At 67.2% G+C, this 11,993-nt stretch carries 8 protein-coding genes and 1 pseudogene; 5 read left to right on the top strand and 4 right to left on the bottom strand.

Features of this window, described 5'->3' with window-relative positions:
* The 3 genes and pseudogenes from HR086_RS38485 to HR086_RS38475 form a co-directional block, all read left to right on the top strand.
* Window positions 1–420, top strand: a pseudogene (locus tag HR086_RS38485) (hypothetical protein); the annotation flags it as partial.
* A 288-nt stretch (window positions 421–708) separates the two neighbouring features.
* Window positions 709–2,163, top strand: a complete 1,455-nt coding sequence (locus tag HR086_RS38480; protein ID WP_174454211.1) for a metallophosphoesterase — start codon at window positions 709–711, stop codon at window positions 2,161–2,163.
* 123 nt (window positions 2,164–2,286) lie between these two features.
* Window positions 2,287–2,841 carry a hypothetical protein gene (locus HR086_RS38475; protein WP_174454212.1) on the top strand — a complete coding sequence of 185 codons (555 nt, stop codon included), beginning with the start codon at window positions 2,287–2,289 and terminating at the stop codon, window positions 2,839–2,841.
* A 93-nt stretch (window positions 2,842–2,934) separates the two neighbouring features.
* Here the strand turns inward: HR086_RS38475 and HR086_RS38470 are convergent, their stop codons facing one another.
* From HR086_RS38470 to HR086_RS38460, 3 genes are all read right to left on the bottom strand, one after another.
* On the bottom strand, window positions 2,935–4,350 hold the full coding sequence (locus tag HR086_RS38470) for a fibro-slime domain-containing protein (RefSeq protein ID WP_174454213.1): 1,416 nt from the start codon (window positions 4,348–4,350) through the stop codon (window positions 2,935–2,937).
* A gap of 165 nt (window positions 4,351–4,515) precedes the next feature.
* Window positions 4,516–4,869, bottom strand: coding sequence for a hypothetical protein (locus tag HR086_RS38465; RefSeq protein WP_174468117.1), 354 nt, complete (start codon window positions 4,867–4,869; stop codon window positions 4,516–4,518).
* A gap of 269 nt (window positions 4,870–5,138) precedes the next feature.
* The gene (locus tag HR086_RS38460; protein ID WP_174468116.1) at window positions 5,139–9,308 is read right to left on the bottom strand and encodes a MopE-related protein; all 4,170 of its coding nucleotides are present in this window, start codon (window positions 9,306–9,308) and stop codon (window positions 5,139–5,141) included.
* A gap of 391 nt (window positions 9,309–9,699) precedes the next feature.
* Here HR086_RS38460 and HR086_RS38455 point away from each other — a divergent pair, with 391 nt between their 5' ends.
* Entirely contained in the window at window positions 9,700–10,221 is a 522-nt protein-coding gene (locus tag HR086_RS38455) for an RNA polymerase sigma factor (RefSeq protein ID WP_174454216.1), read from the top strand.
* Here the strand turns inward: HR086_RS38455 and HR086_RS38450 are convergent.
* Window positions 10,190–11,356, bottom strand: a complete 1,167-nt coding sequence (locus HR086_RS38450; protein WP_174468115.1) for a hypothetical protein — start codon at window positions 11,354–11,356, stop codon at window positions 10,190–10,192. The genes HR086_RS38455 and HR086_RS38450 overlap by 32 nt on opposite strands.
* Window positions 11,357–11,498: 142 nt before the next feature.
* Between HR086_RS38450 and HR086_RS38445 the strand changes: the two genes are divergently transcribed.
* Window positions 11,499–11,993: TIGR02266 family protein (locus HR086_RS38445; RefSeq protein ID WP_174468114.1), on the top strand; the 495-nt coding region annotated here is incomplete at its 3' end.

Below are 11,993 nucleotides of genomic sequence, written 5' to 3'. Positions count from 1 at the left end.
GGGCCGGAGGGCGCGGTGACGGTGGCGGGGGACTTCACGGGCCTGCTCGTGTGGGGCGGCACGTCGCTGGGGACTCAAGGGCCGTTCGTGCTCGGCGTGGGCGCGGAGGGCGAGGTGCGCTGGCTGAAGCAGCCGGAGTGCGGCGCCCAGGCGTCGGAGGGTGTCGCGGCGGCGGTGGATGGCGCGGGCGCGGTGATGGTGGCGTGCGGTGACGTGCTCACGCGCTACGCGGCGGATGGGACGCAGCAGGGCGAGCGGAAGCTCCCGGTGGAAGGCTGCGCGAGCGGCGAGTGCTCGCTCGCGGTGACGGGGCTCGCGATGGTGCCCGGGCGCGGACTGGCCGTCGCGGGCTGGCAGCGTGATGGCGGCGGGGACGGGTGGAACCAGGACGCGTTCCTGCGGGTGGTGACGCCGGAGTGAGTGGGCCCGGACGTTCGCCCGCGAGCGTCCCTCCACGTCTCCGCATCAATCTGAAGCGGACCTCAGGTGCCATGCGCACGCTCGGGGTTGCTCGGATGTTTGTGTAAAATTCGAGAGACATTGCTCACTGCTCCGTCGTGACGGTGTTGTGTGTTGCTCGCAGTCGGACACATGGAGTTCCTGGGATGGAACTCAAGTGATAGCCAGGGCCGGAATTCGGTACTTCGCGGTAAAAGCAGAAGTGAAGCCGACGAGCCCTGTTTTCATCCCATCCTGGAAAGAGACACCATGAGTCCCTTGAGAGTCGTTGCATCCCTGTCGCTGTGGGGCGTGCTGTCAGCCTGTGGCGGCGGCACGTCACCCGACGAGGTATCCGAGACCGCTTCCAGCAAGGCCGCGCTGGACTGCGCCGCCATGAGCGCGCCGGTGTATCACCGCATCCGGGCGAGCAACGGCGACAGCCTCTACACGCTCAACGCGAACGAGGCGGCCAGCGCCGCGACGAACTACGGCTACACCGATGACCGGGGCGTGGCCTTCCGCGCCGCCGCCGTCGCGGGCCCGGGCCTGTCCACGGTGTATCGGTTGTACAGCCCGAGCCGGAACGAGCACTTCTGGACCATCGACGCGGCGGAGAAGCAGCAGCTCGCGACGCAGGGCGGGTTCACCACGGACGAGGGGACGGGCTTCTTCGCGTCGACGACGGCGGAGCCGTGCCTGGTCCCTGTCTATCGCTATGCGAACGACACGCTGCGCAAGCACCGCTTCGCGACGACGGCGGCGGAGCGCTCGGCGCTGAGCGCGGCGGGGTGGGTGGACGAGGGCATCAAGTTCCACGCGGCGCCCACGACGGCGCAGCCCGTGGACACGAAGTTCACCCTGGTCATCATCCCGGACACGCAGAACGAGCTCATCTCGCAGTCCACGCTGATTGACCACCGGATGCAGTGGCTGGCGGATAACAAGGACGCGCTCGACATCCGCTTCGTGGGCCACACGGGCGACATGGCGAACTGGGACACGGCGGACCACATCCAGTACGTTCGGGCGAGCAACGCGTTCCAGAAGCTGGATGCCGCGCAGATTCCCTATGCCATCGCCATTGGCAACCATGACACCGCGGCGACGTGCCCCGGTGGCAGCGCGTGCCCTGGCAATGTGAATGCGAACCTCCGCAACACCACCACCTTCAACACGTACTTTCCGACGACGCGGTTCCGCGCGCTGGCGGGCGTGTTCGAGGCGGGCAAGTGCGACAATGCCTATCACACCTTCACGGCGGGCGGGCTGAACTGGCTGGTCATCAACGTGGAACTCTGGGCGCGGACGAATGCGGTCAACTGGGTGAAGAGCGTCGTGGAGCAGCACCCGCGTCACAACGTCATCGTGCTGACGCACTCGCACCAGACGAGTGGGGGCGGCATCGAGCAGGGCAATGGCGGGTATGGAAACAACAGCCCGCAGTACGTGTTCGACACCGCGCTCAAGCCGTACGCCAACGTGCGGTTCATCTTCTCCGGGCACGTGGGCACGGCGGCGTACAGCGAAGTCACCGGCACGCAGGGGAACAAAATCTACCAGATGCTGACCACGTACCATGACGGGTCGTCGAACCCGACGCGGCTCATCGAAATCGACACCGCGGCGAACACGTTCTCCTCGCGGGTGTACCTGCCGTACACCAACGTGGAGAAGCAGGATGGAACGAAGTTCACCATCTCCAACGTGAACTGGGTGCGCTGACGAAGCGAAGGGGCCGGCACGACCGCAGGCCGGCCCCTTCCTCCGACGTGCCCTGTCAGTCCTCCCGGTAGAGGCACACCCAGGGGACAAGACACCGCATCGGTGGCGCCGTAAGCTTCGCTGATGATGCCGAGGCGACACCTGCAGCTGCTCCTCACCCTCGTGCTGCTGGGAGGCCTTCTTGGCTTCTTCGCGCTGTGCGACTCCGTGGATGCGGTGTCGTATCTGCTGTCCTGGAATGCCGTCATCCTCAGTCTGGGATTGGGGCTCGGGGTCTATGGCTCCCGGTCGGCCCCCCGGGGGTTCCGTGTGGGGCTCCTGGTGGCCTTCGTCGGTGGCGTGGTGGGCATCCGCCTCACCGAGTGGAACTCCCGCAAGCCCTTCCTCCGAGACTTCTCCTTGCTTCGGATTGGCATGACGCGCGGTGAGGTCGAAGCCGTGATGGGCCGCTACATCGAGGGAACGGGCTGGCCCGCGAATCCCTACGTGCGGCCAGAAGCGCCTCATGGAATGGGGAGCGAGCACGCGAGAGATGCCAGACGGAGCCCGGGTGGCGCCTTGGAGCTCAAGGACAGCGTGGTCTACCGGCACACCCACCAGGGATGGGGCGACTCTGACTGGGGAATCGTGCGCTTCGAAGCGGGCCGGGTGGCTGAGCTGTCCTTCTCGCCTGACTGAAGCCGCACCGGCGTTCGTGGCGTCGAAGCACCTGCGAGGTGAGCGGGCCCGTCGAGTCGGGTGACACCGGCCCGCTCACGCGATGCTCATGGCTCAGGGCAGTTCGAGCTGGCAGGTGGCGTTGCAGCCGTCGAGGCTCCGGAGGTTGCCGTCATCGCACTGTTCCCCTTCGACGAGGTGAACGATGCCATCGCCGCAGCGAGGACCCCTGACGCAGCCCGGGGCGCACTGGCTGTAGCCACCGTCGTTGATGCCGTCATCACACTGCTCACCGGGGTCCGTGGTGCCGTTGCCGCAGAGGGGCTCCGGGTCGGGCCCGGGCACGCACTGGGTGCGTCGCGAGGGACGGAAGAAGTTGTTGAGCCCCAGCCGATACGAAGACGCCCGGGTGTGGCGCTCGGCCTGGAACACCGCGAGCTGGTAGGTGCCGCCCACGATGAGGCCCAACTGGCTTGCGCGCTGTGACAGGGTGAGGGAGGCGGTTTCGGCCGCGTGGATTCCGCCCAGGTCCACCGCGAGGATGCCGTTGATGAACACCCAGACATCGTCATCGCCACGGAAGGTGAGGACCTCGTCACCCCGGTACTCGAACCAGTAGCGCGTCTCGCTGGTGAAGTTGAAGTTGTGGAGCTGGGCGGGGGAGCTGTTGTCCGCCCGGAGAGGCTCGTGTCCGGAGGCCACCCAGCCCGCTGTGTCCAGGGGGAAGAAGGTCTGGTCGTCGAACAGGTATTGGCCAATGGCCTGCCGGGGGAGGTCCAGGGTGCCAATGACGGTCTGGTTCACGTTGGGCACGTCTCGGAACCACTGGTCGAAGGCCGCCTTGCCGTGGGTGGTGGCGGAGGCCATGGAGGTCTTCGCGTAGACGGGTTTGCCCTGGGCATCCAGGGTGGTGGCCACGATGCCCTTCTCACTGCCGAGGGCGTTCTCGAAGTCGATGTGGCCCCGGGGGAGTGAGCCCGTCGCGAGCAGGTCGTACCCGCGGAAGTCGCGGTAGACGATGGGGAGGGACAGCTGCGCGGGAGGGAGGTCGTCGACGGCCATGCAGACGAAGCCCGGCTCGAACTCGCAGGTCGGCGAGCAACCGTCGTTGGCGAGCGTGTTGCCGTCATCGCACTGCTCGGACCTCAACTGGCCGTCGCCGCACACATTCTCGCAGACTCCGTTGGAGCAGACAGGCTCGCGCGTGCACAGCGGTGTACAGCCATCGCCCAGGTCGTTGTTGCCGTCGTCGCACTCCTCCGAGGGGTGCTTGAGGGCATCACCGCAGACAGCGGGGCCGGCATCGGGTTCGGTCCCTGTTCCGGCATCGACGCCCGCGTCAGTTCCCGCGTCGTCGCCTGGCTCTCCGCAGCCCGGCTCCAGGTCAACAGTGGGGGCTTCCTGCGCGCCCCGCATCCGGTCCGGGGCCGTCTCCGAGTCGTCCTCCCTTCCGCACGCGAACAGTGAGAGGACCAGGGAGGCGAGCAACACGCTCGCGAAGCGCAAGGGAGTACGATGATGGGGTGTCATGGGCAGTGGGTGTCTGGGGTTGGTGAACGGAGTCCACGCGGCTCCGCACGGATGGGCCATCCTGCCCGACGGCCCTGACATGCCCTGTTGCCCGGCTGTTATCTGACTTGCTCAAGAACCTTGATTGTAAATGTAGTTCGATGTGGCTCGTGAGCAGGCGCCGGCCTACTTGTGGACGAGGAGGTAGTTGGCGGTGCCGCTGTGCCAGATGCCGTCCCGGTTGTTCCAGGGGCGCAGCTTGTACCGGGCGACGACCTGCCACGTGTACTGGTTGATCTGCACCACGTAGCACTCAAACTTCAGGAGTGCGTTGTCGCCCTCGGAGCCGGGCTCCTCGAACCCCATGTCCCGAGGGGACACGTGGATGACCCAGTCATTCACCGAGCCGGAGGGGACGGTGATGTAGTTGCCGTCGGAGGCCGTTCCGATGCGCGCGTTCTGCGCGAAGCTCTCGCCCGCATACAGACACGTGAAGACAGAGAGCATGGCCAGGAAGGAGAGGCTGGTGCGTCGCGACATGGAAACTCCGGGGGTGGGCGCGGGCGTACCGAGACCCGCTTGGGCAGCCAAGCTAGGCCTCCGTTGCGAGGATTCAACTGGCCAGCACCCGGGGACGGGGTTTTCGTAAGTCATTGAATGGGCGTGAGTCGTATGCCCGATTCTTGAGAGTCGAGTGGCCAGCTCAGTCCAGAAGGGGCCGGCGAGACAGGCCGGCCCCTTCATTTCATCCGTGCGTCACGGGGCGTTGAGTTGAGCCCGGTTCAGGAAGGTCCCCTGGTGATTGGCTATCAATAGGGGGGGATCTGGGGTGCGCACTCATGCATGTAGGGACACTCCGCGCACCACTGGTCCACGATGCCGCTGCAATCGTTGTCGAGGCCGTCGTAGCAGATGTCCATCGAGCCAGGGAAGACGCCTCCGTTCGAGTCATCGCAGTCAGAGTCAAGGTCGACATAGCCAGAAGGTTGGCCGCAGGCCTGGATGGAGATGTTGTAATTGCCATTGCCGTCTCCATCCGCATCCCGGTACCAGGTCTGGGTGGCAAGCCCCTCATCCACGGCGCTGTCGCAGTCGTTGTCCATGGAGTCACATGTCTCCGTCGCGTTGGGGTGGATGTTGGGGTTGCCGTCGTGGCAGTCCCCGGTTTGAGTGGTGTGGAACTGGATGAGGCAGCCCATCGTGCCCGGATGGCTGGCGGAGCCGTAGCCGTCGTGGTCCGCGTCCGGATAGAGCCTGCGCAGGGCTCCTTCATCCACCTCCCCATTGCAGTTGTTGTCGGCGAAGTCGCAAATCTCCGCGGCTCCGGGATTCCGGCTCGCCGAGGAGTCGCTGCAGTCATCGGCGTTCGCCACATAGCCGCCAGGCTGGGTGCAGGAGGCGGTCGGTAGGGTGGGGTTGCCGTAGCCGTCCGCATCCGCATCCCGATAGAAGGTGAGCAGCACGCCTTCGTCCGCGGAGCCGTTGCAGTTGTTGTCCAAGCCGTCGCAGCTCTCCGTCCTCCCGGGAGAGACATTCGAGCGGGCGTCGTCGCAGTCGGAGCTGTTCGCGACGTAGCCGCCGGGCCGGGCACAGGTGGACGCGGAGAGGCTCGAGGCGCCGTATCCATCGCCATCCGCATCCCGGTACCACGTGGGAATCACGCCTTCATCCGCCTGCCCATTGCAGTTGTTGTCCACGGAGTCGCAGACCTCCGAGGCGCTGGGACGGATGCTCGCGCTGCTGTCGTTGCAGTCGGTGGCATCCGAGACATATCCACCGGGCCGCGAGCAGGCCTGGGTGGGCAGGCCCGCGTTGCCATACCCATCACCGTCGGCGTCACGATAGAAGGTGGATTGCACCCCCTCGTCCGCGGCGCCGTTGCAGTTGTTGTCCACCGAGTCGCAGACCTCCGTGGCGCCGGGACGAATGCTCGCGCTGGCGTCGTTGCAGTCGGTGGCATCCGCGACATAACCACCGGGCCGCGAGCAGGCCTGGGTCGGCAGGCCCGCGTTGCCAGCCCCGTCACCATCGGCGTCACGGTAGAAGGTGGACTGCACGCCCTCGTCGGTGGCGCCGTTGCAGTTGTTGTCCGCACCGTCACAGACCTCCGTGCCCCCGGGGCGGATGCTCGCGCTGGTGTCGTTGCAGTCGCTGGCGTTCGCCGCGTACCCACCGGGCTGGGCGCAAGCGTGTGTCGGCTGGCTTGCGTTGCCGTACCCGTCACCATCCGCGTCCCGGTAGAAAGTCGACGTCACGCCTTCGTCAGTGACGCCGTCGCAGTTGTTGTCCACCGAGTCGCAGACCTCCGAGGCGCCAGGACGGACGCTCGCGCTGGCGTCGTTGCAGTCAGTGGTGTCCGTCACGTATCCAGCGGGCCGCGAGCACGCCTGGGTGGGCAGACCCGCGTTGCCGTGACCGTCACCATCCGCGTCCCGATAGAACGTCGACGTCACCCCTTCATCCGTGGAGCCGTCGCAGTTGTTGTCCACGGCGTCGCACGTCTCCGTCGCGCCCGGCCTGATGCTGGCGCTGGTGTCATTGCAGTCACCGGCAATCGACACGTGCCCCGCGGGCTGGTCGCACTTCTGCGAGGTGCTGGAGGCCATGCCGTACCCGTCGCCATCGGCGTCGCGGTACCACGTCTGGGTGGCGAGGCCCTCGTCAGCGGAGCCGTTGCAATTGTTGTCGGCGCCGTCACAGGCCTCCGTCGCGCCCGGCTGGATGCTCGCGTTGCCGTCGTTGCAGTCGCTGGCGTTCGACACGTAGCCGGAAGGTCGCGCACAGGCCTGCATCGACTGCGCCGCGCTGCCGTAACCGTCCCCATCCGCGTCGCGGTACCACGCGCTCATCAGGCCTTCGTCGACCTGGGTGTCGCAGTCGTTGTCCACGCTGTCGCAGACCTCGCTGCCACCGGGCTTGATGGCCGCGTCGCCGTCGTTGCAGTCGACCGCGTTCGACACGTGGCTGGGAGGTTGACGGCAACCCTGGACGGCCTGCCCGACAGCGCCGAAGCCGTCTCCGTCCTGATCGCGATACCACGCCTGCGTGGCCAGCCCTTCGTCCGCCTGTCCATCGCAGTTGTTGTCCACGGCGTCGCACACCTCCGTGGCGCCGGGGTGCAGGCTCGGCTGGACATCGTCGCAGTCACCCGCGTTCGGCGCATGGCCCAGGGGCCGAGCACACGCCTGCGTCGACTGGGACGTCACGCCGTAGTTGTCGCCATCCTGGTCCCGGTACCACGCCTGGAAGGTGAGCTCCTCGTCCGACTGACCGTCGCAGTCATTGTCCAGGCCATCGCATGTCTCCGACGAGGCGGCCTGCTTCTGCACGCACTCGATGGCACCATGGGAGCAGTGCGTCACGCCGTCACCACAGACGCCCTGGGCACCCGTGGGGCACGCCACCAGGCCGCCAGGGTTCTCCTCGTCCGCCTGTCCATCACAGTCATTGTCCAGGCTGTCGCACGCCTCCGTGGACGCAGCCTGGTTTTGTGTGCAGACCACGCTTCCTTGCGTGCAGGCCGTGGTGCCCGCCGCGCACACGCCGGGCAGTCCCGTGGCGCAGCCCTCGCCGCCGCTCGGGTTGCCGTCGTCCGCCTGTCCGTCACAGCTGTCATCCACGCCGTTGCACTGCTCCGGTGCGCCCGGGTAGGTGGTGGGCATGTAGTCGTCGCAGTCGATCTCCTCCACGAAACCGGGAGACGGTGTGCAGGCGGACTCGAAGAAGAACTCGTCTCCGAAGCCATCCATGTCCCCGTCGAAATAGAACGTGTTGGTGAGCAGCGTGGACGTGGGCGTCGTCGTCGGCGTGGTGGACGTGCTGGTGCTGGTGCCGAGCTGTCCATGGATGTTGTTGCCCCAGGCCCACACGGGGCATCCCGGTCTCACCGCCACCACATGCTGGGCTCCCGCGGAGATGGAGGTGGCGTCAGTGAGCCCTGTCGCGTCCACCGGCGTGGCGCTGTTCACCGTGGTGCCATTGCCGAGCTGGCCCGAGGCGTTGTGGCCCCACACCTTCACGAAGCCGTTGCCCATGATGACGGTGGACGTGTTGTGGCCCGCCGCGATGGCCGTGGCCGCGAACACGCCTCCTACCGGCGAGGGCGACAGTACGGGCGTGGGGGTAGCGCTGCCGGTCCCTGTCTGCCCGAAGGTGTTCTGGCCCCAGGCCCACACATTGCCGAACTGCTCGTCGACGATGAGCGAGTGGCCCGCTCCCGCGGCCATCGCCCTGGCGCGCGGAATTCCCGCCACCCGCGTGGGCGTCAGCACCATCGAGGGCGAGGTGCTTCCGGTGCCCACCTGCCCGGCGCTATTGAAGCCCCAGGCCCAGACCTGCCCGTCCGCGTCCAGTGCGAGGGTGTGATTCAAGCCCGCGGCGATGGCGCGAATGGTCGGCAGTCGCGTCACCTGGAAGGGCGAGGGCACCGATGCGCTCGTGGCCCCCGTGCCCAGCTGTCCCGAGGCGTTCTGTCCCCAGGCCCAGACCTGTCCGTCCAGTGACAGGGCCAGGCAGAAGCTGCCATTGGCCGCGATGGCCTGGATGTTGGACAGCCCGGGCACCTGGGTGGGCACCAACACGAGGCCGCCTGTGTTCCCGAGCCCTGCTTGACCTGAGGCATTCTGGCCCCAGGTCCAGACATGTCCATCCACATCCAGCGCCAGGGAGTGGGCCGTGCCGGCGGCGACGGCCTTGATGGGGGGAAGCCCGTACACCCGGGTGGGCTGCGGCAGGGCCGCGGGGGTGATGCTGCCCGTCCCCACCTGTCCGAACGAGTTCTGTCCCCAGGCCCAGACCTCTCCGTCCTTCTTCAGGAACAGGGAGTGATAGGCGCCTGTCGCCACCATGCGCGGCACTCGCACGGAGGAGAGCCCTTGTCGCTTCGTGGTGAGGCTTGTCTCCTCGGAGACCTTCGGGGCGAGCTCCGGCTCTTCCCCGCAGCTCACGGATGCGACGACGACGAGGACCGCGCACAACACGCGGACTCGTGACGCTTCAGAACATGGACTTTTCAAGGCACGGCTCCTGAGGGCCAACCCAGACCCGGCCTCCCTCGGGTCATGGATGTTTTTGCTGGGGGAGTCCCGCCGGATACGGCCTGAGTCAGACAGGTCCTTCGGGGTGTCTGAGATACCCCGGATATGGTTGCGAGCCGGAGGGAGCGGGAGGCGGAGCCTTTGTCGCCCGAGATGGATTTCCTGGGACAGCGTGCCCGTCATCCATGGGACTGGCTGTCTTGCCAATGTCTTGCAGTCTGGATTATGAAGAGAGGTCTTCGTCGACTGGCTGGTGGAAGGTGGACTCCGGTCGCGATGCGGTCGTGACGCTTCATGTTTCCGAACCGTGCGCCGACGACCCGGGTGGTCAGCCATGTCCTTTCCGCCAGCGCGGCGGCGAATCCCAGCGGGGGCATATCCCCCATGTCTGGAGTTGAGTGAGCTCTATCTCCGACATGGGCGGGCCTTGCGTCAGCGGGCGCGGGCGTTGCTCGGAGGCGTGGACGAATCCGAAGACGTGCTCCAGGACGTCTTCCTGGCCATGCTGGCCAGCCCGGAGCTGCATCGGGGAGAGGCGTCGGTCTTCACGCTGCTGTCCCAGATGGTGACGCACAAGGCCCTGGACCGGTACCGGGCGCGAGCGCGCCGTCTGGTCTGGCACGCCCGACTGGGAAGTGAGGCCCGCTCCGATGATGGGGGCGAGAGCCTTCAGCGCGTCGAGGCAGCCAGGGATTTGCGTTGGATGGTCCGTTCCACGCCTGCCCAGGTCCTCACCGCCGCCCGCCTGCACTTCGTCGAGGGACACACGCAAGGCGAGGTCGCCGAGGTGCTCGGCGTGTCTCGAAAGACGGTGGTGCGCCTGCTCAAGCGACTGTGGGTCCAGGCCCGCTGCTGAGCGGCGCGCTGCCCAGCTTCAAATCCTTGTGCAGCCCCGCGTCGCGACTCACGCGCCAGATTTTCTGGTCCAGGTAGTAGTGGTGCAGCGCGAAGCCCCAGATGAAGCCCGACATGAAATCTCTCAGCGTCAGGCCCGCTCCCAGCGCGAGCTTCGCGTCGAACCCGCCACAGCCCGGATGCGCGCCAAAGCCACACCCCACGCCCCGGTACACCAACGTGAAGACCACGCCGCACACCGCGTAGATGAGGAAGCGCTGACTCACCTTCGGTGCCCAGCCGAAGGACGCCGCATCCGCGCCCGGTGAGTGATAGCGATTGCGGTGATAGAACCAGACGACGCCGTGGTACTGCACGTTGTGGAACGCCGTCACCGCCACGGCGAACATGATGAAGTCCATCCGCGCCGACACCGACGGCCAGAACACCACCGCCGACAACCCCACCGCGGCCCCCATCATCAACAGCTTGGGCCCGTTCACCCGCTGCCCTGTCCTCCACCGCCACACCTGCCGCCCCGCGCTCAGCACCCCCACCGCGAGGACCAGCGAGAAGCACGCCGCCGCGAGCACCGGCTCCCACGTGGGCGTCCCCGTCAGCCCCAACTGCTTGCGCGCTCCCGGATGCGTCACCGCGAACGCGACGAAGGGCGCGAGCACCCCCACGTACAACGTCACGCTGTCGAGCCGCCGGTCCACGAGCGACGTCTCGCCACCCTTGCGCTGGTACAGCGACATCAGCCCGTAGTGCTGTCGCACCACGTGCCAGTACGCCCACAGCGCGGCGAACGTGAGGAACAACAGGAAGGGCAGCTTGCTGCCCACCACCGTCGACACCGCGAAGCACAGGGGCCCCAGCGCGAACCACCCCAGGCTCCCCAAGAGCAACCCGCGCCGCGTCTTCCACTCCCTCGCGTCCAGGTACGTGCGCGACACCGTCGCGAACAGGTGCGGCCCGTCCAGCACCAGCACCCACGCCCACCACAACGCCAGGCTGCTCACGCCACCCCAGACGTGAAGCCCGACAAGAGCGAGGCTCGCGCAGGCACCGCCCACCGTGGAAATCAGGTCGTGCCGGCGGTCGACGAGCCAGCCCGCGCGTGGCGCCTCGGAGGCGGTGAGAGGCAGAGTGCTCATGAGGCTCCTCGGGGACTCCACAAGATACAGGAAGGTGCAGGTAGGCCGCAGGCCCACCTGTCGTCGTCCATTGGCCGGTCGACCGACCAAGGGCCCAAAACCCTCTTGAGCCGGGCGCTGCGTACCGCGATGGTGGTGCGTTATGGATCAAGGCAGGCGCACCACGGACCGGAAGGCAGTCGGTCTGTTGGTGAAGCTCAAGCATGAAAGCGTGGGGAGCTTCGCGGAGGAGTTCGCCACCAACCTGAGCCCGGGCGGGATGTTCATCCGTTCGCGCACCCCCCAGCCCGTGGGGACACCCGTCAAATTCGAGGTGCAGATCGCCGGCGGCGTGCGCGTGCTCCACGGCACCGCCGATGTCCGGTGGATCCGCGAAGTGGGAGACCCCTCGGGCCCTCCCGGCATGGGCCTCCAGTTCCACGAACTGGACCCGGCCAGCCGCGCCCTCGTCGACATGATGCTCCTGCAGCGCAGGCCGGAGGCCCCCGCCGCCGTCGTCTCGCCGCTGCCCGCCATCGCGCCCTCCGTCGCCCCGCTGGCTCCCGCCATCGCGCCCCTGGCGCCGGCCGTCGCGCCCGTGCAGGTCCGTCCCGTCTCGCCGCCCGCCGCGAAGCCCGCGCCTCGCGCGACGGAAGGC

It is taken from the genome of Myxococcus sp. CA039A (genome assembly GCF_013336645.1).
GTDB lineage: Bacteria > Myxococcota > Myxococcia > Myxococcales > Myxococcaceae > Myxococcus > Myxococcus llanfairpwllgwyngyllgogerychwyrndrobwllllantysiliogogogochensis.
Note: the sequence above shows the minus strand (reverse complement) of the source record. Positions and strands in the feature narration are given on the sequence as shown.

Coding starts and splice junctions, on each gene's coding strand:
- HR086_RS38480 (WP_174454211.1), top strand. CDS start 709: ATGAGTCCCTTGAGAGTCGTTGCATCCCTGTCGCTGTGGGGCGTGCTG.
- HR086_RS38475 (WP_174454212.1), top strand. CDS start 2,287: ATGATGCCGAGGCGACACCTGCAGCTGCTCCTCACCCTCGTGCTGCTG.
- HR086_RS38470 (WP_174454213.1), bottom strand. CDS start 4,350: ATGACACCCCATCATCGTACTCCCTTGCGCTTCGCGAGCGTGTTGCTC.
- HR086_RS38465 (WP_174468117.1), bottom strand. CDS start 4,869: ATGTCGCGACGCACCAGCCTCTCCTTCCTGGCCATGCTCTCTGTCTTC.
- HR086_RS38455 (WP_174454216.1), top strand. CDS start 9,700: ATGTCCTTTCCGCCAGCGCGGCGGCGAATCCCAGCGGGGGCATATCCC.
- HR086_RS38450 (WP_174468115.1), bottom strand. CDS start 11,356: ATGAGCACTCTGCCTCTCACCGCCTCCGAGGCGCCACGCGCGGGCTGG.